This is a genomic window from Roseibium sp. Sym1, from assembly GCF_027359675.1.
Lineage (GTDB): Bacteria > Pseudomonadota > Alphaproteobacteria > Rhizobiales > Stappiaceae > Roseibium.
The window spans coordinates 3428215-3454078 of the sequence record NZ_CP114786.1; the positions used below are offsets into that span (position 1 = coordinate 3428215).

The 25864-nt window shown below is 62.5% G+C and carries 26 protein-coding genes; 8 read left to right on the forward strand and 18 right to left on the reverse strand.

Translation table 11 applies throughout. From position 1 onward, the window contains the following. Positions 1 to 73 precede the first annotated feature (73 nt). The 11 genes from O6760_RS15505 to lgt form a co-directional block, all read right to left on the reverse strand. Positions 74 to 1366 carry an amidohydrolase family protein gene (locus tag O6760_RS15505; RefSeq protein WP_269580618.1) on the reverse strand — a complete coding sequence of 431 codons (1293 nt, stop codon included), beginning with the start codon at positions 1364 to 1366 and terminating at the stop codon, positions 74 to 76. A gap of 10 nt (positions 1367 to 1376) precedes the next feature. Then, on the reverse strand, positions 1377 to 2321 hold the full coding sequence (locus tag O6760_RS15510) for an ABC transporter permease (RefSeq protein WP_269580619.1): 945 nt from the start codon (positions 2319 to 2321) through the stop codon (positions 1377 to 1379). Next, positions 2318 to 3400 (reverse strand): ABC transporter permease, encoded by a 1083-nt coding sequence (locus O6760_RS15515; protein WP_269580620.1) that lies wholly within the window; start codon positions 3398 to 3400, stop codon positions 2318 to 2320. The genes O6760_RS15510 and O6760_RS15515 overlap by 4 nt, the downstream gene beginning before the upstream one ends. Continuing rightward, positions 3397 to 4944 carry an ABC transporter ATP-binding protein gene (locus tag O6760_RS15520; RefSeq protein WP_269580621.1) on the reverse strand — a complete coding sequence of 516 codons (1548 nt, stop codon included), beginning with the start codon at positions 4942 to 4944 and terminating at the stop codon, positions 3397 to 3399. Before O6760_RS15520 ends, O6760_RS15515 begins: the two co-directional genes overlap by 4 nt. Before the next feature lie 98 nt (positions 4945 to 5042). Continuing rightward, positions 5043 to 6050: a BMP family protein gene (locus O6760_RS15525; protein ID WP_269580622.1), complete on the reverse strand. Its 1008-nt coding sequence runs from the start codon at positions 6048 to 6050 to the stop codon at positions 5043 to 5045. A 248-nt stretch (positions 6051 to 6298) separates the two neighbouring features. Then, a complete protein-coding gene (locus tag O6760_RS15530; RefSeq protein ID WP_269580623.1) occupies positions 6299 to 7231 on the reverse strand; it encodes a ribose-phosphate pyrophosphokinase in 933 nt (310 codons plus the stop codon). 242 nt (positions 7232 to 7473) lie between these two features. Beyond that, on the reverse strand, positions 7474 to 7995 hold the full coding sequence (locus O6760_RS15535; protein WP_269580624.1) for a hypothetical protein: 522 nt from the start codon (positions 7993 to 7995) through the stop codon (positions 7474 to 7476). A gap of 92 nt (positions 7996 to 8087) precedes the next feature. Further along, positions 8088 to 9245 carry a M24 family metallopeptidase gene (locus tag O6760_RS15540; RefSeq protein ID WP_269580625.1) on the reverse strand — a complete coding sequence of 386 codons (1158 nt, stop codon included), beginning with the start codon at positions 9243 to 9245 and terminating at the stop codon, positions 8088 to 8090. Between the two features lie 9 nt (positions 9246 to 9254). Next, on the reverse strand, positions 9255 to 10019 hold the full coding sequence (gene pgeF, locus O6760_RS15545; protein ID WP_269580626.1) for a peptidoglycan editing factor PgeF: 765 nt from the start codon (positions 10017 to 10019) through the stop codon (positions 9255 to 9257). Positions 10020 to 10071: 52 nt separating this feature from the next. Then, on the reverse strand, positions 10072 to 11160 hold the full coding sequence (locus tag O6760_RS15550; RefSeq protein ID WP_269580627.1) for a class I SAM-dependent methyltransferase: 1089 nt from the start codon (positions 11158 to 11160) through the stop codon (positions 10072 to 10074). Beyond that, the gene (gene lgt, locus O6760_RS15555; RefSeq protein WP_442969795.1) at positions 11157 to 12020 is read right to left on the reverse strand and encodes a prolipoprotein diacylglyceryl transferase; all 864 of its coding nucleotides are present in this window, start codon (positions 12018 to 12020) and stop codon (positions 11157 to 11159) included. The genes O6760_RS15550 and lgt overlap by 4 nt, the downstream gene beginning before the upstream one ends. Before the next feature lie 185 nt (positions 12021 to 12205). Between lgt and O6760_RS15560 the strand changes: the two genes are divergently transcribed. From O6760_RS15560 to O6760_RS15585, 6 genes are all read left to right on the forward strand, one after another. Then, positions 12206 to 12472, forward strand: coding sequence for an accessory factor UbiK family protein (locus tag O6760_RS15560; RefSeq protein WP_269580628.1), 267 nt, complete (start codon positions 12206 to 12208; stop codon positions 12470 to 12472). Between the two features lie 343 nt (positions 12473 to 12815). Continuing rightward, entirely contained in the window at positions 12816 to 13316 is a 501-nt protein-coding gene (locus tag O6760_RS15565) for a YbjN domain-containing protein (RefSeq protein ID WP_269580629.1), read from the forward strand. Beyond that, the gene (gene proC, locus O6760_RS15570) at positions 13313 to 14131 is read left to right on the forward strand and encodes a pyrroline-5-carboxylate reductase (RefSeq protein WP_269580630.1); all 819 of its coding nucleotides are present in this window, start codon (positions 13313 to 13315) and stop codon (positions 14129 to 14131) included. Before O6760_RS15565 ends, proC begins: the two co-directional genes overlap by 4 nt. Before the next feature lie 93 nt (positions 14132 to 14224). Continuing rightward, a complete protein-coding gene (locus O6760_RS15575; protein WP_269580631.1) occupies positions 14225 to 14923 on the forward strand; it encodes a TetR/AcrR family transcriptional regulator in 699 nt (232 codons plus the stop codon). A 100-nt stretch (positions 14924 to 15023) separates the two neighbouring features. Next, the gene (locus O6760_RS15580; protein ID WP_269580632.1) at positions 15024 to 15365 is read left to right on the forward strand and encodes a tRNA-binding protein; all 342 of its coding nucleotides are present in this window, start codon (positions 15024 to 15026) and stop codon (positions 15363 to 15365) included. Between the two features lie 811 nt (positions 15366 to 16176). Beyond that, on the forward strand, positions 16177 to 17655 hold the full coding sequence (locus O6760_RS15585) for a methyl-accepting chemotaxis protein (protein ID WP_269580633.1): 1479 nt from the start codon (positions 16177 to 16179) through the stop codon (positions 17653 to 17655). 206 nt (positions 17656 to 17861) lie between these two features. Here the strand turns inward: O6760_RS15585 and O6760_RS15590 are convergent, their stop codons facing one another. From O6760_RS15590 to O6760_RS15600, 3 genes are read right to left on the reverse strand one after another with little or no spacing between them, the layout of a single operon-like run. After that, complete coding sequence (locus O6760_RS15590; RefSeq protein WP_442969796.1) at positions 17862 to 19301, reverse strand: ATP-binding protein; 1440 nt, start codon at positions 19299 to 19301, stop codon at positions 17862 to 17864. Further along, the gene (locus O6760_RS15595) at positions 19292 to 19990 is read right to left on the reverse strand and encodes a response regulator (protein WP_269580634.1); all 699 of its coding nucleotides are present in this window, start codon (positions 19988 to 19990) and stop codon (positions 19292 to 19294) included. Before O6760_RS15595 ends, O6760_RS15590 begins: the two co-directional genes overlap by 10 nt. A 35-nt stretch (positions 19991 to 20025) precedes the next feature. Continuing rightward, a complete protein-coding gene (locus tag O6760_RS15600; RefSeq protein WP_269580635.1) occupies positions 20026 to 20583 on the reverse strand; it encodes a MarR family winged helix-turn-helix transcriptional regulator in 558 nt (185 codons plus the stop codon). 244 nt (positions 20584 to 20827) lie between these two features. Here O6760_RS15600 and O6760_RS15605 point away from each other — a divergent pair, with 244 nt between their 5' ends. Together O6760_RS15605 and O6760_RS15610 are read left to right on the forward strand one after the other, a co-directional pair. Beyond that, positions 20828 to 21730, forward strand: coding sequence for a branched-chain amino acid aminotransferase (locus O6760_RS15605; RefSeq protein WP_269580636.1), 903 nt, complete (start codon positions 20828 to 20830; stop codon positions 21728 to 21730). A gap of 172 nt (positions 21731 to 21902) precedes the next feature. After that, positions 21903 to 23000, forward strand: coding sequence for an alcohol dehydrogenase family protein (locus O6760_RS15610; RefSeq protein ID WP_269580637.1), 1098 nt, complete (start codon positions 21903 to 21905; stop codon positions 22998 to 23000). Positions 23001 to 23049: 49 nt separating this feature from the next. On the opposite strand, the gene O6760_RS15615 is transcribed toward O6760_RS15610, so the two are convergent. The 4 genes from O6760_RS15615 to pgsA form a co-directional block, all read right to left on the reverse strand. Further along, on the reverse strand, positions 23050 to 24354 hold the full coding sequence (locus O6760_RS15615) for a multidrug effflux MFS transporter (protein WP_442969797.1): 1305 nt from the start codon (positions 24352 to 24354) through the stop codon (positions 23050 to 23052). 110 nt (positions 24355 to 24464) lie between these two features. Next, entirely contained in the window at positions 24465 to 24926 is a 462-nt protein-coding gene (locus tag O6760_RS15620) for a molybdenum cofactor biosynthesis protein MoaE (protein WP_269580638.1), read from the reverse strand. 3 nt (positions 24927 to 24929) lie between these two features. Then, positions 24930 to 25181, reverse strand: coding sequence for a molybdopterin converting factor subunit 1 (gene moaD / locus O6760_RS15625; RefSeq protein WP_269580639.1), 252 nt, complete (start codon positions 25179 to 25181; stop codon positions 24930 to 24932). A gap of 41 nt (positions 25182 to 25222) precedes the next feature. After that, positions 25223 to 25795, reverse strand: a complete 573-nt coding sequence (pgsA, locus tag O6760_RS15630) for a CDP-diacylglycerol--glycerol-3-phosphate 3-phosphatidyltransferase (protein WP_269580640.1) — start codon at positions 25793 to 25795, stop codon at positions 25223 to 25225. Between the last annotated feature and the right edge of the window lie 69 nt (positions 25796 to 25864).

Consider the following 25864-nt stretch of genomic DNA (forward strand, 5'->3'; position numbering starts at 1 on the left):
AACCGGTCCGGCCGCCTTTGGCCGGACTTGCCTGGAGACCCTCGGCCGGACCGGATCGGACGACCGGTTCGCTTCATCCTTCATGCGGGGCATAGGCCGCCGGATCGACCGTCCCGGGCCGCCCGGGCAGGGAGAGCTTCGCTTCCCGCGCCGGTGTTGTGGCAATGACGCTGCCGCCCTTGACGACCGCCAGGCGTGTTGCCTTCAGGCGGATCGCCTCGATCGGGTTTTCGGCCTGCAAGAGAACGAAGTCCGCCTTGCAGCCCTTTTCCAGTCCATAGCCCTCGAGCCCCATGGCCCTGGCCGGATGTGCGGTCACACAGTCGAAGCAGTAGCGGATCGCCTCGCGGCTGGTCATCTGGGCCACATGCAGCCCCATAGAAGCCACCTCGAGCATGTCGCCGGAGCCCATGGAGTACCAGGGATCCATCACGCAATCATGGCCGAAGGCCACGTTGACGCCGTGGGACCGCAGTTCCGGCACGCGGGTCTGGCCGCGCCGTTTCGGATAGCTGTCATGACGGCCCTGCAGCGTGATGTTGATCAAGGGGTTGGCGATCGCGTGAATTTCCGCTTCCGCGATCAGCGGCAGCAGCTTTGAGACGTAGTAATTGTCCATGGAGTGCATGGAGGTCAGGTGCGAACCGGCGACCCGGCCCTGAAGCCCGAGCCGCTGGGTCTCGAAGGCCAGGGTCTCGATATGGCGGGACATCGGGTCGTCGGTCTCGTCGCAATGCATGTCGACCATCAAGCCGCGCTCGGCGGCGATTTCGCACAGCCGTGCGACGGACCTTGCGCCATCCTGCATGGTGCGCTCGAAATGCGGGATGCCGCCGACAATGTCGACGCCCATGTCGAGGGCGGTCAGAAGGTTCTTCTCCGCATTGGGGGAGCGGTAGAGACCGTCCTGCGGAAAGGCGACGAGTTGCAGGTCGATATAGTCCTTCACCCTGTCGCGCACCTCCAGCAGGCCCTTGACCCCGGTCAGGCGGTCGTCGCAGACATCGACATGGGAGCGGATCGCCAGCAGCCCTTGCGAGGCCGCGAGGTCGCAGTATCTGAGCGCCCGTTCGACAACCGCCTCGACGGTCAGGATCTCCTTCAATTCTCCCCAGAGCGCAATGCCTTCCAGGAGCGTGCCGCTGCGGTTCATGCGCGGCAGGCCAAGGGACAGCGTGGCATCCATGTGGAAATGGCTGTCGACGAAGGGCGGCGAGACGAGCTTGCCACCGGCGTCGATCACCTGGCCGGCCTCCGCATCGATCCCGGCTTCGACCGCCGCGATCCGGCCGTCCTTGCAGGCGATGTCGAGGCCGTGCCGGCCGTCGGGCAGATTGGCGTTCTTGATCAGAAGGTCGAAGCTCATTTTGGATGTCTCAGCGTTGGCCGCGGAAATAGGGTACCAGAAGCGCGCGCGGATAGTCGGCCTTGCGGGCCACCACAATGAGCGCGGCGATGGACAGAAGATAGGGCATCATCAGGAACACCTGGCCCGGGATGAAACTGCCGACCTCGGTCTGCAGACGGACCTGGAAGGCGTCGAAGGCGCCGAACAGGAGCGCGCCGATCAGGGCCTTGCCGGGCCGCCAGGAGGCGAACACGGTCAGCGCGATGCAGATCCAGCCGCGGCCGTTGACCATGCCGAAGAAGAAGGCGTCAAACGCGGACATGGTCAGGAAGGCGCCGCCAAGCGCCATGATCGCCGATCCCGCGACAACCGTGCCCATGCGGATGGCATAGACGGACAGGCCCTGGGATTCGACGGCCGCCGGATTGTCGCCGACCGCCTGGATCGCCAGGCCGAGCGGTGTGCGGTAGAGCACGTAGGCGGTTGCGATCACCAGGGCCAGGGCCAGGAATGTCAGCGCCGTTTGCTGGAACAGGGCCGGGCCGATGAACGGCAGGTCGCTGAGGACCGGGATGTCCAGCGGCTGGAACGCCTCGATGCGCGGCGGCGAGGAAACGTCCGGCAGGGCGGTCCGGTAGATGAAATAACTGAGCGACGTGGCAAAGAGGGTCACGCCGATGCCCGACACGTGCTGGGAGAGGCCGAGCGGCACGGTCAGGACCGCGTGGATCAGCCCGAAAAAGGCGCCCGCCATGGCCGCGACCAGAACGCCGCCCCAGAGACCCGCGCCGAGCCAGACGGCCATCCAGCCCGCCATGGCGCCAGCGGTGAAGATGCCCTCGATGCCGAGGTTCAGAACCCCGGCGCGTTCGCAGACGAGGGCGCCGATGACGCCGAAGATCAGTGGAGTGGCGATCCTGAGCGCGGCCGCCCAGAAATTCGCCGAGACGAGGATGTCGAGGATCTCGGTCATTCGGCGGCCTCCTTCGCGGCCGGGCCGCCGACAAGGCGGATCCTGAACCTCAGGAACAGGCCTGATACCAGCACGCAGAGCAGCGCCATCGCGACGATGAGGTCGGCGAGATAGTTGGAAACACCGGTGGCGCGGGACATGGAATCGGCACCGACGAAAATACTGGCAATGAACAGCGCGGCCAGCACGACGCCGACCGGCGAGAGACCGGCCAGCATCGCCACGACGATGCCCGAATAGCCGAAACCGGGCGACAGGTCCGCGGTGAGGTATCCCTTCAAACCGGCGACTTCGCCGACACCGGCCAGACCGGCAAGCGCGCCGGAGAGCAGGCCGACGCGCACGAAGGTCGCGGTGACCGGGATGCCGGCATGGCGCGCGGCGGCGGCGTTTTCGCCGACGGCCCGGATTTCAAATCCCCAGACGGTGCGCTTGAGCAGGAACCAGATCCCGAGCGAAGCGGCGAGAGCGAGAACGAGACCCCAGTGAATGCGCATCCTTGCCATCAGCTTGGGCAGGGCGGCCTCGTCGAGGATCGGTTCGGATTGCGGCCAGCCCATGCCCATCGGGTCCTGCATCGGGCCTTCCAGCATCATCTGCACGAACAGCAGGATGACAAAGTTGAGCAGCAGCGTGGTGACCACCTCGTCGACCCCGAGACGGGTCTTCAGGAGCGTCGGGCCAAGCATGACCAGGCCGCCGGCCAGGGCCCCTGCCAGCACGACGAGCGGGATGAGCACATAGGAAGGACCGGACACCAGCCCGGTGCCGACCGCGACGGCGGCAAGCGCCCCCGCATAGAGCTGTCCTTCCGCGCCGATGTTCCAGAGCTTCGCCTTGAAGGCGACCGCGGCGGCGAGCCCGGTCAGGATCAGGGGTGTGGCCCGGGTCAGCATCTCGGTGAAGGCGAAAACAGAACCGAACGCGCCCTTGGCCATCAGGCCATAGGCGCCGAAGACGGAGAGGCCCGCGAAGGCCATGGGAATGGCGGCGAGAACGAGCGCGGCGACAGCGGCCGCGACCGACACGGCCAGCATGCGCGAAACGGGGACGGGGCCTCTCGGCTCGAAGCGGATCATGCGGCTTCCTCCCCGCCGTGCCCGGCCATTCGAAGGCCCAGCGTGCCGCGGTCGAGGGCTTCGGTTGCCTCGGCGGCCGAGAGATGGCCGCGATGGATCACGGCGATGCGGTCGGACAGGCGCATGAGTTCGTCCAGGTCTTCCGAAATGAGGATAACGCCGGCGCCGCGATCGCGCGCGGCGAGCAGGCGCTGGTGCACGTCGAAGGTGGCGCCGACATCGAGCCCGCGCGAGGGCTGGGCCGCGAGCACGACCTTCGGTTCGGATTCGAGGGTGCGCGCCAGCACGATCTTCTGGATGTTGCCCCCCGACAGCAGACGCGCCGGGCTGTCCTCGCTCTGGCAGCGGATGTCATAGGCCTTGATCAGCTGCCTTGCCCGTTCGCGCATGGCGGCAAACCTGAGCAGGCCGAAACGCTGGTTTTCCGGTTTTCGGATGGTCTCGATGGCGAGGTTCTCGGTAACGTTCATCGCGCCGACGATGCCGTCGTGATGGCGGTCCTCGGGAATGCGGGCAAGGCCGCTGTCGATCATTGTCCGCGCACCGGCATGGCTGAGCGGCGTGGTCTCAAGGGTCGCCGTGCCGGATGTCAGTGTTTCAAGGCCCGAAATGACGCGGGCGAGGGTGGTCTGGCCGTTGCCGGATACACCGGCAATGCCGAGAATTTCGCCGGACTTGAGATCGAGATCGACACCGTGCAGCGCGTCACGGCCGTGTCCGGCGCTGACGCGCTTCAGAACGAACAGGGAAGCGCCGGGCGCGCCGGGCGTGCGCACGGTCTCGACGATCTCGTGGCCGACCATCAGTTCGGCGAGCCTGCGCTGGTCGCACTCCGCGGTGGCAAGATCCGCGACCTTGCGGCCGCCGCGCAGCACCGCAACCCGGTGGGAGGAGGCGACCACCTCGGCCAGCTTGTGCGAGATGAAGATGATGCCGAGGCCGTCTTCGGCGAGTTTCTTCAAGGTCGCGAACAGGGTTTCGCTTTCCTGGGGCGTCAGCACGGCGGTCGGCTCATCCAGGACAAGCACACGGGCGTCGCGGTAAAGCGCCTTCAGGATTTCGACCCGCTGCTTCTCGCCGACGGAGAGTTGGGAAATACGGGTGTCCAGCGACACGGTCAGGCCCGAGCGGGCCATCAGCTCTTCCAGCTTTTTCCTCGCCGGTGCACGGGAGGAGGCGAGCGCTGCCAGGCTCTCGGTTCCAAGCAGGATGTTGTCGAGCGCGCTGAGGTTTTCGGCAAGCGTGAAATGCTGGTGGACCATGCCGATGCCGGTCTCCAGCGCGGCATGCGGGGATCCGGGCTCAAGCTCGACCAGCCTGCCGCCGCCGTCATTGACAAGGACGCGTCCCTCGTCGGCAACGTAGTGGCCGAACAGGATGTTCATCAGGGTGGTCTTGCCGGCGCCGTTTTCCCCCAGCAGGGCCAGGATCTCGCCCCGGCTGAGGTCGAGGGAAACGTCGCCATTGGCGGTCAGGGCACCGAACCGCTTGGTGATGCCGTCCAGCCGGAGAACGATGCCGTCCTCCTCAACGGGTTCCGTCATGCGGAGCTCCGGAAATCGGGTTCTTGGGACCACGCCTGTCGCGCGGCAGGGAAGGACCGGCGGCCGGAAATCAGTTTCCCGGCCGCCGGCAGACACCATCACATGGTGGATTTCGGTTCGCTGTCATTGACGTTGACGCGGAACAGGCCATCGAGGATTTCCTGTTCCTTTTCCTTGGTCGCCGCGACCGCGTCGGCCGGTGCCAGGCTTTCGTCGACGATGAAGCTGCCGCCGCCATAGGACATGAAGCTGTAGGGGCCGTAATCGGCCGGCTCGAAGCTGCCGTCGACAACAGCGGCAACCGCCTTGTCGATGGTCGGTTCCATATGCCACAGGGCAGAAGACAGGATCGTGCCCGGGTAGTCGCCGGCAGTGTCGATAACGTTGCCGATGGCAAGGATACCCTTTTCCTTGGCCGCATCAGAGACGCCGAAACGTTCCGCGTAGAGAATGTCGGCGCCCTTGTCGATCATCGCGAAGGCGGATTCCTTGGCCTTGGGCGGGTCGTACCAGGAGTTGATGAAGGTCACGAGGAACTTCACGTCCGGATTCACGGACAGGGCGCCGTCCATGAAGGCGTTCATGAGGCGGTTGACTTCCGGAATGGCGTAGCCGCCGACCATGCCGATCACGTTGGACTTGGTGGTGGCGCCGGCGATCATGCCCGAGAGATAGCTCGGCTCATGGATCCAGTTGTCGAAGACGGCGAAATTCGGCTTGGCCGGGCCGAAGGAGGAGCCCATCAGGAAGGCTGTTTCCGGATATTCGGCGGCCACCTTGCGGGCCGCACGCTCCACGGCGAAGGCTTCGCCGACCACGAGATCCATGCCCTGTTCGGCATATTCGCGCATGACGCGCTCATAGTCGGTATTGGCGACGTTTTCGGAGAAGGTATAGGTGATTTCGCCGCGCTCCTGGGCGGCTTTCAGTGCCTTGTCGATGCGGCTGACCCACTGCTGTTCAACCGGGACGGTGTAGATCGCGGCAACCTTGATCGGGTCGGCGGCCTCTGCGGACACATGGCCGAGACCGGCGGTGACTGTGACGGCCAGGGCGGCCGAGAGCAGGGTCCTGCGGACCCTGGAAAACGGTTTTGAGCTGAGCATCTGAAATCCCTCGGAAGTATTTTGCGGAAAAATTTGAACACAAAATATGCGTGCCCACAAGCTGGGCAGGGTGGTGAAAGGCTGATTTTTTGATCAAATGGGAAAATTTTTGGGTGGCAGGTTACGTGACTGGACGCCCTTCTCGCGTTTCGCGGTTCAAAGGCCGCAACACCTCCACAGGGTCATCTCCGCGCAAAACAAAAAAGCGCCGGACGGGCCGGCGCTTTTGAAATGCTCTAGCGTCAATCTCAGTTGAAGAGGCTCGAGACCGATTTTTCCAGGGCCGTGCGGTTGATCGCTTCGCCGATCAGCGGGGCGATCGAGATGGCCCGGATGTTGGCGGCGGCGGTGATGGCGGCGGTCGGCTCGATGGAGTTGGTGATCACCAGTTCCTTGAGCTTGGACGAGGTGACGCGGGCAACGGCACCGCCGGACAGGACGCCATGGGTGATATAGGCGGTCACCGACTTGGCGCCCTTGGACAGAAGGGCCTCGGCGGCATTGCACAGGGTGCCGCCGCTGTCGACGATGTCATCGACGAGGATGCAATCATAGCCGTTCACATCGCCGATGATGTTCATGACTTCCGACTCTCCAGGCTTGTCGCGGCGCTTGTCGACGATGGAAAGCGGTGCCTCGATGCGCTTGGCGAGCGCGCGGGCCCGGACCACGCCGCCGACATCGGGCGACACGACCATGACGTTGTCGGTGGCGTAACGCTCCTTGACGTCGCGGGTCATGACCGGCGCGGCGAACAGGTTGTCCGTCGGAATGTCGAAGAAGCCCTGGATCTGTCCTGCGTGCAGGTCCATCGTCAGGACGCGGTCCGCACCGGCCTCGGTGATCAGGTTGGAGACCAGCTTGGCCGAGATCGGTGTCCGGCCGGAAGCCCGGCGGTCCTGGCGGGCATAGCCGAAATAGGGGATCACGGCGGTGATGCGGCGGGCCGACGACCGGCGGAGCGCATCGATGATGATGAGCAGCTCCATCAGGTGGTCATTGGCGGGGTAGCTGGTCGATTGCACGACGAAGACGTCTTCACCGCGCACGTTTTCCTGGATTTCTACGAAGATTTCCTGGTCGGCAAACCGCCGGACCTGGCATTTGGCCAGAGGGGCATCCAGATATTTGGATATTTCCTCAGCCAGGGCTCGGTTGGAATTGCCCGCGACGATCTTCATGAGCCGCAAGTCCTTCTGGTGCGACACCGGGCTTGCAGCTGGCGGCGAACCAAAGCAAACACGCGGAAAGGGCCTATGTCGTAAGTCAAGTGCCGGACGCCGTGAGCCCCTGACGGGATCCCTCGGCAGGCGGCGGCGTTGTAACAACCAAGCAACGGAACGACAACAGCCGTTCTGGACAAACCGCCGCTTTTTTCAATTTTTTATGACGCTTTGCCGTAATTCCCTGGCCAGGCAGTTCATTATCGGTTGAGCCAGGCCTTGATTTCCACCATCGAGCGATTGGCGATCCGAGACAGGGTGCCGGATCCGACCGCCTGCCAGGGGTCGCCGGATGCGCCGCCCGTGTCTTCGGTACCGGAGATTCGCTTCAGGCGACGGCCGCTGCCATCCACGATGTCGAAGACGTAGAACACGGTGCCGTTGGACGGTTGGCCGGTGGCCGACAGGTAGCCGTTGACGCGGTAGGTGGCGGCCGCGCCGACCCGGCGGACCAGCGTGATGCCCTGCTTGCGGGCTTCCGCGCCAATGAACTCGGACAGTTCGTCGGCAATGTTGCCCGGAGCTCCGGTAAAGGGTTCGAAGGCCAGCGTAACGCCGGCTTCCGGGTCCACCTGCCCGGAAATGGAGGGAGCCGTCACCGTCGTTGCGATCGGTCCGGGAGGCTGCGGGGCGGCCTGGCAGGCGACGAGACCCGCCGTTGCCAGGACAATTGCCAGAAGGCGTAGGGAAAGGGACGATTTCGGTCTGGACGGATTTCGCATGCGCAGGCCTGGCTCTCGTGGTCAGTTTCAAGTTGGCTGCAGCCGCCGAAAAAAGAGACTCAAACAAGCCGGGCCGCAATGTTGCAAATGGTTTAGCCTGACTTGACCGGCAGGTCGAGAGGCAGCGTGGATAAGCTTTCCGGGGCGCCGGTGGTGGTCAGGTAGGTCTGGCCGAGCGTCATGGCGGTTCCGGAGATCGAGTCCATCAGGATCATGTGCATGAAGATGACCATGCTCGGTTTCACTTCGGCCGGGTTTGCCTTGTAGGCCATCGGCATGTCCATCCAGCTCGGCGTGAACCTTGCGCCGAGGGAATAGCCGCAGGCGTTCAGCCGGTGAGGCATCATGCCGTGGTGGTCCATGCGCTCCGCGTGGGCGTCGAACACGTCTCCGAAGGTCCGCCCCGGCACGAGCTGGGTTTCCACGGCGGCGAGCGCTTCGCGGGCGGCCGTGTACATCTCGTGATGGCGGTCGGTCGGTGTGCCGATGACGACGGTGCGCATCAGGGCGGCGTGGTAGTGCCGGTAGCACCCCGCCCATTCCAGGGTGATCTGGTCCTGGTCCGATAGATTGCGGCGCCCGGCCTTGTACCGGCACAAGAGCGCGTCCCTGCCGGACCCGATGATGAACTCGTTGCCGGGATAGTCGCCGCCGCCTTCGAAAATCGTTCCCTGCATGGCGGCCAGGATACGGCCCTCGTCGGCACCGGGGCGGATTTCGTCGAGGGCGGCGTAATAGGCCTTGTCGCCCAGTTCGGCCGCCTTGCGCACATAGGCGATTTCCTCGTCGCTCTTGACGGTGCGCAGCTCGGGAACAAGCGGCGAGGCGTCGCTGATGTCGGCGAAACTGGACAGCTCGCCGTTGATCTGGAGAGCGATCTTGCCGGTCATGCCGTGGGTGTCGTACTCGATCCCCAGCCGGCTGCCGAGCAGGTCCATGTCGAACAGCAATTCCTTGAGCTGGCCCACGGGGCTGGCGGAGCCGCGGTCGATCCAGATCCGGATGTCCTCGATGTTGGAGGTGTGCTTGGCCTGCCGCTCGTCCGCCGAGCGGGTCAGGAGCACCTTGCGGCCGTCGCTGGTGACCACGAGGCACTGGAAGAAGCAGAAGCCGAAGGTGTCGTAGCCGGTCAGCCAGTACATGCTTTCCTGTGCAAAGAGCAGCATGGCGTCGAGCTTTTCGGTCTCCATGACCGCCTTGAGCCTGTCGAAACGGCTGGCGAATTCTGCCTCTGAAAAGTGAAGAGCCATGGCGGGGTCCTATGTGAGAGCGATTGCGCTGATCTGGCGGCCGTAATCCGGTTCCCGGCGATGGGTGGTGCGGCGGTAGGAATAGAAGCGCTCTTCGTCTGCATAGGTGCACAGGCCGAGGTCGGCGACGGTCTGCAGTCCGAGCGCTTCGAGCCGCGCCGTGATGAAGGCGGGAAGATCGAACATGAAATGGCCCGGTGTTTCGGAGGGAATGAAAAATCGCTCGTTTCCGGTGTCCTCCTCCATGAACCGCTGCTGGAATTCCGGACCGACCTCATAGGCCTTTTGCGAGATCGTCGGGCCGAGAACGGCGATGATCCGGTTTCTCTCGGCACCAAGGGCTTCCATGGCGGCAACGGTGTTCTGGAGAACGCCGTTGACCGCGCCCTTCCATCCGGAATGGGCCGCGCCGATGACACCGGCGTCCGGGTCGGCAAAAAGCACGGGCCCGCAATCGGCCGTGGCAACGCCAAGCGCGAGTCCCGGCGTTGCCGAAACAAGCGCGTCCGCCTTCCGGTTCGCTCCGTCTTCGAAAGGCGCGCTGACCGTTATCACGTCCGCGGAATGTATCTGGTAGGGGGACACCAGCCGGGAGCTTGCAACGCCAAGGCTGTCGGCAACCCGCTTGCGGTTTTCCAGAACGCTGTGACGGGTGTCGTCCGAACCGAGGCCGATATTGAGCGAGGCATAGATGCCATCGGAAACGCCGCCCTGACGTGTGAAGAAGCCATGGGCAAGGCTTTCCAGGTTCAAGACATCGGCTTCTAGTTTCATGAAGGCTCCTGCACGGGGATAACTGAAAACGCGGCGACTGATCCTTGGGGGTTCAGCGCGCGCTGTCAAACGGTGGAAACGCTAATCCAGAACTTGTCAGGGCCAGGACCTTGAAGAGATCTCCCATCCGGTCCGGGGCGGCGAGCCGTTCGACGGCGTCGCGGATCGCTTCCTGTTCGCCGTGGGACTTGCCCGCGCCGAGCGCGCCGGCCCGTTCCAGCAGGCCTGACCGCAGCAGAAAGTCGCCCTGGGTCAACGGGGGAAGGGCGGTGGCGCCCGCCGACACCGCCGCTGCCGCTAAGGCCTCGAAATTGACATGGGCGGTGAGATCGGCGTCGCCCGGATGCGCCAGCACGGGGTCGAAAGCGTGCCTGTAAAGCGCCTGCAGCGTGTCGCCGGGCGCGGTCTTCAGGTAGCCGTAGTCGATGATCAGGGCCGCGCCGCCGTGATCCGCGATCCGCCGGCCGATGTCTTCGGCAATGGCGTTGGCCGCGGGTTGGGTTTCACAAATCGCTCCCGCAGGTGCAGACGCGATCGAGGCGGGAATCGCGGCCTCCGGCAGGCGGGCCGTGCCTGCCCCGAAGGTCAGGTGACCTTCCGCCGACAGTCCGATGCATCGTTCCCGCCAGCCTTCCGGCGTGCGCATGAACTGGTGAATCGGCAGCGCATCGAAGAACTCGTTGGCGACCAATATCATGGGACCGTCGGGCACGTCTGCGAAACGTTCGCAAAAATGCGGCTTGAGGGGGGATGCCTGCAGCGTCTCGGTCTGGACCTGTCTCAGGTGCGGGCTGGTTTCGACCAGGTTGAGCCGGGCGGCGTCGACAAAGGCCGGGCGCAGTGCCGCGACGCGCAGGAGATCGGCCATCAGCGTGCCGCGCCCGGGACCGAGTTCGACCAGCTCGAACCGTTCCGGTCGGCCGAGCGCTTCCCAGGCCGACAGGCACGCGGCGCCGACCAGTTCGCCGAACATCTGGCTGACTTCCGGGGCAGTGATGAAATCGCCCTTCTCTCCGAAGGGGTCGCGTGTCGTGTAATAGCCCTCGTCGGGATCGCCCAGGCAGGTGGCCATGTATTCGGCCACCGTGAGCGGCCCCTGCGCGGCGATGCGCGCCTTGATCCTGTCCTTCAGCCCGGTCACGCCGTTCCCGTCTCCACGGGGCGGCGGGCCGACCAGATCATGGCGGCGAGCCCGGCCAGGATCATCGGCAGGGACAGCAGAATGCCCATTGTCAGAAAGCCGCTCAGATAGCCGATATGGGCGTCCGGCACCCGGTAGAACTCGGCGATGGAGCGCGCGATGCCATAGCCGAAGGCGAACGCGCCGGCCAGAAAGCCGCGCTTCTGCAGCAGCGCGAACCGGTGGCTGAGCAGGCGCAGCACCAAGAACAGGAGGATGCCTTCCAGGGCGGCCTCGTAGAGCTGGCTCGGATGGCGCGGCTCCGGTCCGCCATTCGGAAAGATCACCGCCCAGGGCACGTCGCTGGGGCGGCCCCAGAGTTCGGAATTGATGAAATTGGCGATCCGGCCGAAGAACAGGCCGATCGGGGCGGCGCAGCCGGCGAGATCGAACAGGGTCCAGACGGACAGTCCGCGTTTCCAGGCGAACAGGACCATGGCGATGACGGTTCCGGTGAAGCCGCCATGGAACGACATGCCGCCGTCCCAGATGGCCAGGGCCTCCGCCGGATTGGCCAGGTAGAAGGCCGGATTGTAGAACAGGACATAGCCGAGCCGGCCGCCCAGGATGATGCCGAGCGTACCCCAGAGCACGAAGTCGTCGATGTCGAGCTGTGTCGGCCGGGCCGACCCTCCCCAGAGCCGGTCATTGCGCACCAGCCGGAGCATGTAGCGCCAGGCCAGCAGGATGCCGACGATATAGGCAAGGGCGTACCAGCGCAGCGCGAAGGGGCCCAGAACGAACCCGTTCAGGTCATACGGCCCGAGAACGAAGATCTCCGGTTCAATGGACGGAAACGGCAAAACCGAAAGGGGGAGCACGATGGAACCTTCTAGAGCGAGCGCGGACACGGGACGACAGACCCGCGCAACGCTTGGCGGATCTTGCCGCCCCCGTCAAGCAGGCGGATCGGCACGCAGGGTGCGGCGGAATTGGTTCTTGAAGTTGCCGCCAATCCCCCATACCTGTCTTTGATCCGTTTCTGTTTCCGATCAAGGAGGGTCCGATGACCCAAGGCCCGAACCGTCTTCTCGATGATTTTGCCAAGCTGATGACCGACGCCGCCGGTGTTGCCCAGGGTGCCCGCCGCGAGGTCGAAACAGCTTTCCGCGCCCAGGCGGAGCGCTTCCTGTCCGAGATGGATGTGGTGTCCCGTGAGGAGCACGAGGCCGTGAAAGAGATGGCCGTGCGTGCGCTCGACAGGATCGACGACCTCGAATCGCGCCTCGAGAAACTGGAAAATCCGGGTTCGGAAGCTGCCGGAGACGCCTGAACCAGCCGGGTGACGCTGTTGTGAGCAATTTCTGTTAATTGTTGATGACAGAAATGCGACGTTTAAACGTGGCTGAATTGCAGTGTTTTTGAGCAGATTGGCTAATTTTCTTGCTGAGTCGTCCACAAGTTTCGGCTTTTGCGGAGGGGCTGGTATGTATCCCTTAAATCATTCCTGCTCCTATACTCGAAGTTAACAGGGATTCGTCGGAGCAAGACGGAACCGGTTCGCGAAAGGGCCATCAAAGGTGCGTGTTGCTCCTCCGGCATGGGACATTTCCCGGCGGCCCGCCCGGTTATCCTGATCGGGTATTCGGCCCCCGGCTCGAAAGGGGAGTAGGCACATGAGCCTCATCGAGATCGAGTTCGAGCGACCTGGCAATCCCGTCGATACAATCGAGACTGTCGCTGCCTTGAACGACTGGACCTTTGAACGGTCGGACGAGGACGAGATCACCATCTCCCTTGAAGGAAGCTGGTGCGACTATCACGTGTCCTTCTCCTGGATGGAAGAGGTCGAGGCTCTCCATCTGGCCTGTGCCTTCGACCTCAAGGTCACCGAATTGCGCAAGACGGAAGTTCTGCGCCTGCTGGCCCTGGTCAACGAGCAGCTCTGGATGGGCCACTTCGACCTGTGGAGCAAGGAAAACGTGGTCATGTTCCGCCAGTCCCTGCTTTTGACGGGCGGTGCGGAAGCCTCTTCCGCACAAATCGAGGCCATGCTCACAAATGCCCTTGAAAACTGCGAACGTTTCTATCAAGCCTTCCAATTCGTCGTCTGGGCGGGCCATTCGGCCTCCGAGGCGTTGAGTACGGCCTTGTTCGAAACCGCAGGAGAAGCATGATATTTTCCAAGGAGCGTCCCTTCCTTCTTGTCGGAGCCGGCAAGATGGGCGGGGCCATGCTGTCGGGCTGGATGGCGGAAGGGATTGATCCCGCCGCCATCGTGGTCAGTGATCCGCGTCTGTCCGAAGAGATGGACGCCCTTTTGAAACGCTACGGTATCCGACATGTGACCTCGGTCCCCGGGGATCTGCGGCCCGCGATCGTGCTGGTGGCGGTGAAACCCCAGATGATGGATGCGGTTCTGCCGGGTCTGAAACCGGTGGTCGCGCCGGACACTCTGGTCATGTCGGTTGCCGCCGGCACGCCTGTTGCCAAGTTTCATGACTATTTCGGCGAGGTGCCGGTGTGCCGCTGCATGCCGAACACGCCGGCCATGGTCAAGCGCGGGATCACCGCGGTCTTCCCGACCCGGCAGGTCACTGCGGAGCAGAGGCAGGAAGTCGGCAGTCTGCTGTCGTCCGTCGGCAAGGTGGTGTGGCTTGACAGCGAAGACCAGATCGACCTGGTGACCGGGGTCAGCGGTTCCGGCCCTGCCTATGTGTTCTACATGGCCGAAGCGCTCAGCGAAGCGGGCCGGGCGGCCGGACTTCCCGAGGAGCTGGCGCACGAATTGGCGGTTGCCACGGTGTGCGGCGCCGGCGAACTGATGCACCAGTCGGGGGAACACCCGGCCACGCTCCGGCAGAACGTGACCAGCCCCAACGGTACCACGGCCGCGGCACTCGATGTCCTCATGCATGCCGAGGGTCTTCAGCCGGTCATGACCGAGGCCGTCGCGGCGGCGGTCAAACGGGCCCGCGAACTGGCCGAATAGACGCCAAACCGGGGTCTGCGGCGGAAAGTCCCCCTTTCCGCCGCGTGAACGGGCTCCTATGTTGAGGGTGTTCAACAGGTTGGAGACCCGGATATGGCAACCGCGAAAACCAAGCAGAAGATCCTGCAGACCTTTCTGGATCTGCTTGCCGACCACCCCTACGAGGATGTTTCGCTGCCACTGATCGCGGAGACCGCCAAGGTCAAGCTTTCGGACATGCGCAGCGCCTACAGCTCGAAGCTGAAGCTGGTGGCGGCCTTTCTGGAAAAGATCGACACCGCCGTGCTCGACGAGCGCGACGAGGACATGGGCGACCAGCCACCGCGCGACCGCCTGTTCGATATCCTGATGACCCGCATCGACGCCCTTGCCGGGCACAAGGAGGCCGTGCGCGCCCTGCACCGGGCCGCGGCGGGTGATCCCGCCCTTGCGCTCGACCTCAACAGCCTTGAGGTCCGATCCCAGAAATGGATGCTGATTGCAGCCGGGATCGACGTCTCCGGCGTCAAGGCGACGATCGTCGCCCAGGGACTGGCGATTGCCTTCGGCCGTGTCGTCGGCGTCTGGCTCGACGAGGAAGACGAAGGCATGCCGCGCACCATGGCGCGGCTCGACAGGGAACTGGACAAGGGATCGGATTTCATGAAGCGCCTGAAAGGCGTCGAAGGAATTGCCAAGGGGGTGCGCTCGTTCCTGAAAAAGGCTTCTCGCGGCGGAAAGCGCTGGAAGGATCGGCGCGGGGAGCACGATGCAGATGCAGGATATGAAGATGAAGCACCCGCGGGTGCGTGATTGCCACACTCGTCCGTCATTTCCGCTCAGCCTCCCGGTCGCAGCTTGCGCCGCCTGATCCGACCGGCCATTGTCGCTCGCCAAACAAGAGGATGTTTCCGTGAGCGATCAGATCAGTTTTGACGATTTCCTGAAAGTGGATGTACGGGTCGGCAAAGTCGTCGAGGCCGAGGAATTTCCCGAGGCGCGCAAGCCGGCCTACAAGATGAAAATCGATTTCGGACCGGATATCGGCATCAAGAAGACATCCGCACAGATCACCAGACACTACACGCCGGAGACCCTGGTCGGGAAGCTGGTGATGGCGGTCGTCAATTTTCCGCCGCGCCAGATCGGCCCGGTGATGTCCGAGGTGCTGACGCTGGGTGTGCCCGATGACGACGGTGAAGTCGTGCTGCTGACACCGGACAAGGACGTGCCCATCGGCGGACGGCTCTACTAGGCTATACTGACAAGGTCGTGCAACCACCCGCATGGGGCCGCCAGATACGGGAAAGCCGCAACAGATGCTTTGGTTTTGTCGTACCTGTGGCGATCCCGCGGAGCTGGTTCACCTTGTTGAACATCTTCTCGACACGGATCCGGTCTTTCTGGGGCCCGAGGTCGCTTGGAATTGCATCCCTGCGGTTTGACTTCGGCCGAACGGCACGACAGATGTCAGCCAGCAGGCTGATTTGACGCGCGGCATCGCCAACGTAGCCTTTGTCAACCAAGTTCAGCCGGGGTTTGTGATGCCGGATTTCCAGGTGAGCGGGAACGGCCCTCTCGTCTGATACCTTGTCGCCTGTCAGGACAAAGCCGGGAGGGGGTCCTTGACCCGGAGTACCCCTCCGAACCGCCAAGCAAGCGTTGAGACGGCCCCTCAATCGCTTTCGTTGCCGTTGGAAGTTTCCAGCAAATCGAATTGTTTGAAACGGTCGACCGTAGAGGCGCCATTCAACAACGAAACGTTAACGGCGAATGCTTTTAACTTGTTGTTTTATGTAGAAAATTTGACAATTTACGCCAAGTCGCCAATCAGATGATGTAATGTAAGTATCGATACGGATATCACAACTTCAAATTGCGTTCGTGGTGATGGTTTCCTTTTAATACTTACATTTTAGGGTTTCCCCTTAGGGGGGGTGAGTGTAAATATGATGTGCGCAATGAATAATATATCGTTTATACTTAAAATCTTCACCTAAAGTAATTTTCCCTTAACATCACGTGGCGTAACTTATTAAAAGTCGCATATTTTGAGGGAATTAGGAATGTTCCAGATCGTGAACAACTCTCGCCAGGCCACCTTGGACGCTTTTAGCCGTTCCCAGGCAATGATCGAATTCAAACCCGACGGAACGATTCTGTCGGCAAACGAAAATTTCCTCAATGCAATGGGATATGACCTGGACGAAGTCCAAGGCAAGCATCACCGGATGTTCGTGGATCCGGAATATGCAGACAGCGATGAATACAGGCATTTCTGGAGGGACCTGAACGCCGGTAAGTTTCAGGCGGCGGAATTCCTGCGTTTGGGCAAGGGGGGGCAGGAGGTCTGGATCCAGGCGTCCTACAATCCGGTGCTCAATTCCGCCGGCAAGGTCATAAAGGTGGTCAAGATCGCCACCGATATAACCGAGCAGAAGAAACGCAACGCCGACTTTGAAGGCCAGCTGGACGCGATCAACAAGTCCCAGGCGGTCATTCATTTTGACCTCGACGGGACCATCCTGGACGCAAACGAAAATTTCCTTTCCGCGATGGGCTATACGCGTGAAGAAGTTGTCGGGAAGCACCACAGCATGTTCGTCGAGCCGGAATACAAGACCAGCCAGGAGTACCGCCGCTTCTGGGACGACCTTGCGGCCGGCAAGTTCCAGTCCGACGAATTCAAACGCGTAGGCAAAGGCGGGAGGGAGGTCTGGATTCAGGCGACATACAATCCGATCCTGGATGCCTCCGGCCGCCCCTTCAAGGTTGTGAAGTTCGCGACAGACAGAACCGAACAGGTCAGGGAGCGCCAACGCCGGCTGGAAGTGCAGCAACGTATCGACAAGGACCTCACGGAAATCGCAGACGCGATTTCCAATGCGACACAACAGGCCACCAACTCCGCATCGGCGTCGGAACAAACCTCCTCAAGCGTTCAGACGGTTGCCGCGGCCGCGGAAGAACTGGTGGCGTCCATTCAGGAAATCAGTCGACAGGTGCAAACGGCGCTTGGCGTTTCCCAGGACGCGGTCGGTGAAGCTGAACGCTCAGGCAAAATCATGTCGGGTCTCTCGGAGGATGCAAAGACGATCGGCTCGGTGATAGAGCTGATCGACGGCATCGCGGACCAGACCAATTTGCTGGCCTTGAACGCCACGATTGAAGCTGCGAGAGCAGGAGAGGCCGGCAAGGGGTTCGCCGTGGTTGCGTCCGAGGTGAAAAACCTGGCGTCTCAAACCAGCAAGGCAACCGAAGAAATCTCCAGCCAGATTGGCACGATGCAGGAAACGACCGGACAGGCCGTCAAGGCGATCGAATCCATCATGGCCGTGATCAACAATATCGGTGACATTGCTTCGAGCATCGCATCCGCCGTGGAAGAGCAGACGGCTGTCACCAACGACATTTCGTCCAACATGCAGTCTGCGGCGCAGGGTGTGGAAATGATCACGACAAATATGCAGTCGATATCCTCCGCCACGGCGCAAATCGATGCCGCCACACGAAATGTGAAAACGGCGTCGCAGTCCCTGATGTGAGGACTCCCCGGACCCAACATGTTGATTTCTCTGGAATGATCTGCGCCGGGCACCATCGGTCCTGCACCTGTGGCCCTGTCAAAGGGACCTGAGGCTTCTGACACGCGATGTTCTGCATTCAGGCGTCAAGCGCGCGATGAGCCGACGGCGGTCGTTGGAGTGTCGGGACGTCCCTTCGGTTTGCCTCACACTTCCGGCCCCGCGGGTCAGGCCGGGATCCGGATCCGGGCCCTGAGGCCGCCGAGAGGACTGTCTTCCAGGTATAGATCGCCGCCATGGCCACGGGCGATGTCGCGGGCGATGGCGAGGCCGAGGCCGCTGCCGGATTCGTCCATGTTCCGGGCAAGATCCAGCCGATGGAAGGCGCGGAAGGCGAGTTCGCGCTGGTCTTCCGGAATCCCGGGGCCGTCATCGTCCACCGTGATCTCCAGCCAATCGCCGCTCTTAAGCGTGCCGGCAAGTTCAACGCTGCTGCCGTATTTGAAACCATTGGTGATCAGGTTGGACAGGCAGCGTTTCATCGACAGCCGTTTCAGCTCGATCTCGGGCGGACCGTCATAGCGGGTCTTGAGGTCATGGCCGGAAATCTCAGCTTCTTCCTCCAGCTCTTCCAGAAGCAGGGCCATGTCGGTCTGCTGGATGTCCTCGTCACCGTCGCCGCTGGCAAAGGCAAGGTAGTCTTCCAGCATGTGGCTCATTTCGTCCACGTCCTTGCGCATGGCTTCGCGTTCCGGCGTCTCTGCAAGAAACGTGAGCTGCAGCCTCAGGCGGGTGAGAATGGTGCGAAGGTCATGGCTGACCCCGGCGAGCATGGTCGTGCGCTGTTCGATCTGGCGCTCGATGCGGCGGCGCATGTCGATAAAGGCCAGGCTGGCCCGGCGAACTTCGCGGGCCCCGCTGGCCCGGAAGTTCTCGACCGGGCGGCCCCTGCCGAAGGCTTCGGCCGCATTGGCGAGGCGCACGATCGGCCGGATCTGGTTGCGCAGGAACAACAGCGCGATGATCACCAGTACCGCGGAGGTCGAAAACATCCAGACCAGGAAAATGTGCGAATTTGAGGCATAGGTCTGGCTGCGCCGGGTGAAGATCCGCAGGATCGAATCCTCCAGCTGGATGCGGATCTCCACGAAGCGGGACCGGCCGACCGTGTCGATCCAGAACGGTTTGCCGATCTTCTGGCTGATCGCCTTGCTCAGTTCCTGGTCAATGACATCGAAAAAGGGCTTTGGGGCCGGTGGTGGAAGCGGCTCGAGCGGCATGATGGTCATGGACATGCCGAGCGCCCGCGAGGCAAGCTCCTCGACCCGGGTGTATTCGTCGTCGTGCGGGTAGTTCTCAAGGACGTAGACGACGGCGGCAATCTCGCGGACCACGGCCTCCGACATGCGCTGCGAGACCAGCTGGTAGTGCCGCTCCATGAACACGAACACCAGCACCGACTGAAGGATCACGATCGGAGCGACGATGATCAGGAATGTGCGGGTGAACAGGCCTTTCGGCATCACCCTGTACATGATCCTGGAGACGGCCTTGTAGACGTGGGTGAGCGGTTTGACCGGTCCGGCAAGCGCTTTCAACCTGGCCGACAGGCCATGCCTTTCGGAAAAGGCTTCGAAATCCGCCTTTCGGGGGCCGGTCAGTCGCATGCGAGCCTGTAGCCGATACCGCGGACTGTTTGAAGGTAGATCGGATTTCCCGGATCCGTTTCGATCTTCCGCCTGAGACGGTTGATCTGGACATCCACGGTTCGTTCGCCGAGGCCGCTGTCGTCACCGACGATCTTGTGACGGGGCACGGTTGCCCCGGGCTGCTCGGCGAAAATGGCGAGGATCTGCTTTTCGCGATCGGTCAGGCGAACCATGCTGTCGCCGTTTTTCAATTCGCCCCGCGAGGCGTTGAAACAGAACGGACCAAAGCGGATTTCCTCGCTTGCCAGCACAGGCTGCTGGTTGCCTCTGCGCAAGATGGCGGCGATGCGCAACATCAGCTCGCGTGGTTCGAAAGGTTTGGAGAGGTAATCGTCGACCCCTGCCTCCAGCCCGGCAATCCGGTCCGGAGCCTCGGAGCGCGCCGTGAGCATCAGGATGGGCACTTCCGACGTCTGCCGCAGCGAGGCGGCGAGCTGCAGACCCGTCTCGCCCGGCATCATGACGTCCAGGATGAGCAGGTCGAACTCCAGTCCGGTAAGGCAGGTACGGGCATCGGCCGCGTTGGCTGCCGTACTGACCCTGTAGCCGTTGTCTTTCAGGAGCCTTGAAAGAAGATCCCTGATCCGCTTGTCGTCGTCCACGAGAAGAATGTGGTTGGCGTTGTCGTCAGGCACCTGGGCGTTCATCGCGTCAAATCTGTCCTTGTCCGGCCGCGCGGGTCTCAATCCTTCAGATCAAAGGAACTGCGGAGCAATTGAACGATTTCGGGCCGCATTTCCGGGTCGATCATTTGCAGAAGAAACCTGCGGATAATCTCGTCGCTGCCATCTGGCAACCCAATTAGGGCGCGTTCAAGGCGTTTTTGCTGCAGGCGTGCCAGATCCACAGCGAGCGCGTGTCCCTGTTCCGTGGTGTAAAGCAGCCGCTGGCGCCGGTCGTGGTGACCTTCGCGCTGCTCGATGACACCGGCATCGACGAGCTGTTTCAGGACACGGCCAAGGCTTTGCTTGGTGATGCGCAGAATTCCGAGCAGGTCGGTAACCATGATCCCCGGATTTCGCTCCACGAAATGAAGCACGCGGTGGTGGGCCCGGCCGAACTCATATTCAGCGAGGACGTCGTCCGGGTCGCGCGTGAAGTCGCGGTAGGCAAAAAACAGGAGTTCGATCAGATCATAGGGCAGGGCCGCGTCGCGATCCTCCGTTGTCCGCTCCGGTCCGGTGTCGGCCGTGTTCCGCTTGAAAGGAGACGGCGCCGGTTTGAAATTTATGTCAGTCATATTGACTTAATTCTGGTCGATTGTTACTTCTATATGGTCGTGAACGAAATGATCGGTCCATCAGGTGCATTTTAACGCATCAGATGATAAACGAATCCGATCAGGTTCGTCGCGGTCATCAGGATACCGATAGTTGGCGTGCTGTGCAAAAAATACAGCGGTGAAAAAAGACGCAAGTCTTTGGCGATATTCGCCTCTGTAGATCTGAAAACGATAAGCGCTCAAGGAGCGCGGGAGAAGAAAAATGGCTGGAACGCCTTTTGACCAGCTCAGTGGTGATATCTGGTACGATGGTACCTTCGTGCCCTGGTCGGAAGCGAAACTGCATGTCCTGAGCCACGGACTGCATTACGGCAGCAGCGTCTTCGAAGGCGAACGGGCCTATGGCGGGCGCATTTTCAAGTCGGAAGAACATACCGACCGCCTCCTGGCTTCAGGCCGGATGCTGGGCTTCGAGATTCCCTGGACGGCGGAACAGATCAACGCCGCCAAGGAGGAAACGCTGGCGCGCATGAACCTGACCGACGCCTATATCCGCCCGGTCGCCTGGCGCGGCAGCGAGATGATGGGAATTTCAGCGCAGAAAAACACCATTCATCTTGCGATCGCAGCCTGGGAGTGGCCGAGCTATTTCAAGCCGGAAGAACGGTTGAAGGGCATTCGCCTCGATCTTGCGGAATACCGCCGGCCGGATCCGAAAACGGCGCCCTACAAGGCCAAGGCTGCCGGCCTCTACATGATCTGCACCATTTCCAAACACGCAGCGGAATCCAGGGGCTATACCGATGCCCTGATGCTGGACTGGCGCGGCCAGGTGGCAGAGGCCACCGGTGCCAACGTGTTCTTCGTCCGGGACGGCAAGATCCACACGCCGACCCCGGACTGTTTTCTGGACGGGATCACCCGCCGCACGGTGATCGGCCTTGCCCGCGACCGCGGCATCGAGGTGATCGAACGGGTGATCCAGCCGGAGGAACTTGGCGATTTCGAGCAGTGCTTCGTCACCGGAACGGCGGCGGAAGTCACGCCGGTCTCCGAGATTGCGGGCAACAGCTACGAGGTCGGCGAGATCATCAAGACCCTGATGGAAGACTATGACGCCGCGGTGCGGCCGGACGCGCCTGCTTTGCAGGCCGCTGCCGGATAAGCCATTCGGCAAGTCTCGAGTTAAGTACAAAGGCGGGCTCAGGCCCGCCTTTTTTTGTCTCGCGTCCGGGTCGCTATTCCTTAGGAAGCCCGCCGTCAATCAGCTGCTATTCCGGTCGCCGTGGTCGGAATGCTTGCTCATGTAGAATGATCGTTCTACATGAGTGGGTAGAATGATCATTCTACATGAGGGCGAGATGACATTTCCCGACGAGATGTGCGGCATGGTGCTGACCGGCCACGGCGGACTGGACAGGCTGGCGTGGCGGGACGATCTGGCCGTGCCAAGGCCTGGGCCGGGCGAGGTGCTGATCAGGGTCGGAGCCGCTTCGGTGAACAACACGGATGTCAACACCCGCACCGGCTGGTATTCCAAGACCGTGCGCGGCGACACGGCCTCGGCGGCCGTTGGCGGCCATGAGCCCGGAAACGGCGTTGACGGAAGCTGGTCCGGCAAGCCGCTGAGCTTCCCGCGCATTCAGGGGGCGGATTGTTGCGGCGAGATTGTTGCTGTCGGGGAGGGCGTTCCGGAGGCCCGTATCGGCGAGCGGGTCCTTGTGCGGACGATGCAAACCAGGAAAACGGGCGGCGACGATTTCGAGGTATGGACCTTCGGATCCGAGTGTGACGGTGGCTTCGCCGAATATACGAAGATCGGGTCGCAGGACGCGATTGCCGTGAACTCGAAACTGAGCGATGTCGAGCTGGCGACGTTTCCCTGCGCGTTTTCAACAGCCGAAGGCATGATCCAGCGTGCGGGCGTCGGAGCCGAACGCGTTCTGATCACCGGAGCCTCAGGCGGGGTCGGGTCCGCCGCGATCCAGCTGGCCAAACGGCGCGGGGCGCATGTAACGGCGGTGACCAGCGCGTCCAAGGCGCCTGAGCTGAAAGCGCTGGGCGCCGACGAAACGCTGGTCAGGGACGAAGCGTATCCCGAGCGCCGCTTCGATGTGGTGCTCGACCTGGTGGGCGGTGCGCGCTGGGGCGACCTGATCGAGGCCCTGGTCGACCGGTGCCGCTACGTGACTTCCGGTGCGATTGCCGGCCCGATCGTCGAACTCGACCTGCGTACGCTCTACCTGCGCGACCTGACGCTTCTGGGCAGTACCTATCAGCCGGACACCATCTTCACCGACCTGGTCGGCTACATCGAGGCGGGCGAGATCCGGCCGGTTGTTTCCGCGACCTACCCGCTCAAGGATCTGCGCAAGGCGCAGGAAGCATTCCTGGAAAAGGGCTTTGTCGGCAAGATCGGGATCGAGGTCGGGTGAGGGAGGCAAGTTCGTAAAAAAGGAAGACGGGCCACGGCCCGTCTTTTGGTCATTCATGGGACGGCTTGTCGTGGAGCGCATGGAACATGCGACCGCGCTCGGCATAGAGAATGCAGCCGATGGCCGCGAGGCCATACACCGTGTAGGCGAGGCCGAGCGGCTGGGTGGTTCCGTCGAAGAGCTGGCCCATGACGTAACCGAGGATCGCGCCGCCGAGCGTCGAGACCGTGCCGATGACGGAGGAGGCCGTGCCGGCAATGGCCCCGAGCGGTTCCATGGCCATGGCGTTGAAGTTCGCGCCGAGGAAGCCGAAGCTGGTCATGATCAGGGTCGCCAGGACCATGAACACCCAGAAGTTTTCCATATCGAGCGCGGACAGCAACCAGACCAGAATTCCGAGGCCGGTGTAGATCACCGCGGCGCCGTGTGACAGCCGGCGCATGCCGATGGCTTCCACCAGTTGGGCATTGGTGAAGGAAGCGATCGCCATGGTGATGGCAATGGCGGCGAAAACGATCGGAAACAGGGTTCCGAGACCGAAAATGTCGACGAAGATCTGTTGCGACATGGCCAGGAAGGAAAACAGGCCTCCGAAGATGAAGGCGGTGCCGACCATGTAGCCCAGGCTGACGCGCGTGGTCACCGCCGTCCAGTAGGCGCTGGTGATGGTCGACAGCACCATGGGCCGCCGTTTTTCGATGACCAGGGTTTCCGGCATGCGCACGGCCGACCAGATCATCATGGTCAATCCGGAAAACAGCAGAAGTGCGAATATCCAGTGCCAGCCTGCAATCAGCAGGAGCGCCTGGCCGATGGACGGCGCGACGACGGGAACGGCCATGAACACCATCATCACCAGCGACATGACCTTGCCCATGCGCCGCCCGGTGTAACAGTCCCTGACGATGGAGAGCGCGGAGACGCGGGCGGCGGCACAGCCGATGCCCTGCAGGACCCGGGCGATCAGCAGCGTTTCCAGGTCCATGGCGAAAATGGCGCCGATGCTCGCCAGGCTGTAAAGCGCGAGCCCGCCGACAAGAATGCTGCGCCGCCCCAGCGCGTCGGTCACGGGGCCGAAGAAAAGTTGCGCGCCGCCGAAACCGACCAGATAGGACAGCAGGATCAGCTGGCGGTTGTTCTCCTCGATGATGTCGAGCGCGTCGCCGATGGCCGGCAGCGCCGGCAGCATCACGTCGATCGCCATGGCGTTGAGCGCCATGATCATGGCGATGATGGTGACAAATTCCGCAAAGGGGATGCCGGGTTCGCGCAGGACTTCGCTTGAGTCGCCGGAACGCGTCTGGCTCGCGGCCGGCTGGGCGGCGGCGTCGGGGGAATCGCTATCGTGTTTCACGGGGTCGGACCAATTCGAAGGCACGGCTATGGTGGAGCCGCAAAAGTCAAGGAAGGGAAAGCTGGTCGGCCAAGGCGCCGCAATGGTGCCAGTCTAAAGGCTTGCGCGGCTCAGGTCCAGCGTGCGGCATCCTTGTCGTCATCGGCCTTGGCTTCGACCCAGGTGGCCGTGCCCCCCTGGGCCAGGTGCTCCTTTTTCCAGAAGGGAGCCCGGGTTTTCAGGTAGTCCATCAGGAAATCGGCAGCCTCGAATGCCGCCCTGCGGTGCGCCGAGGCGGCGACGACAAGCACGATGTCCTCTCCCGGACGGATCTTGCCGAAACGGTGGATAACCGTCAGCCCGGTCAAGGGCCAGCGGTCCGCGGCCTGTTCCGCGATCCGGGTGAGTTCGGCCTCGGCCATGCCCGGATAATGTTCCAGTTCCAGTGCCTCGAGCGTTCCGGCCTCGTCCCGGCACAGGCCCGTGAAGCTGACCAGGGCACCGACATCCTTGCGCCCTTCGGTCAGGCGCCTGGCCTCGGCCTCGGCATTGAAGTCCTCCGCCTGGACGCGAACATGGGGGGCAACAGGCATGGGTCAGCCGCCTGTCATCGGCGGGAAGAAGGCAACTTCCCGGGCATTGCCCAGCACTTCGTCGGGTTCCACATGCATCTGGTCCAGCGCGACACGGATGGCGTCTTCTTCCTCGAAGGCGGCCGCATGATTGTCGTCGAGGGATTTCAGATGGGCGATCAGGTCTGCGACGGTGGCGACGGAAGCCGGCACCTCGATCGTCTCTTCCTCGACACCGACCCGTTCGCGGACCCAGGCAAAATAGCGGATGTTCATCAGACCTCCCGGTGGTGGGGTTTCAACGGCGGACAGCCGGCCTATTCGGTGATCAGGTGGCCGATGCCGGCGCGGAAATAGTCATAGCCCGTATATAGGGTCAGGATGGCGGCGAGCCAAAGCGCGACCAGGCCGATATCCGTTGTGTAGGCGAACACCGTGTCGCCCGCCGGCCCGGCCAGCAGGAAGGCGATGGCGACCAGCTGCACGGTGGTCTTCCACTTGGCGAGCTGGGTGACCGGTACGGAGACCTGCAACTCGGCCAGGAATTCGCGCAGGCCGGACACCAGGATCTCGCGGCACAGGATGATGATCGCCGCGATCATCGACCAGCCGCCGATGGTGCCGTCACCGGCCAGCATCAGCAGGCTCACCGAGACGAGCAGCTTGTCGGCGATCGGGTCGAGCATGCGTCCGAGTGCGGATTGCTGCTGCCAGGCGCGGGCCAGATAACCGTCGAAAAAATCCGTGATCGCGGCGACGACGAACAGTCCGAGCGCGATCCACCGGGGCGTGGTGCCCTCAAAGTAAAAGCAGAAGGCGACAGCCGGAACCGCCAGAATACGCCCATAGGTCAGAAGATTGGGCAGGCTCAGAACAATATTGCGTTTCATGTCGGCTTTCGGATTGCAGGCAGAGGCGGAACAGCCTGGTGTCTTTCGCGCGAGCCCTCGGGCAGGGAA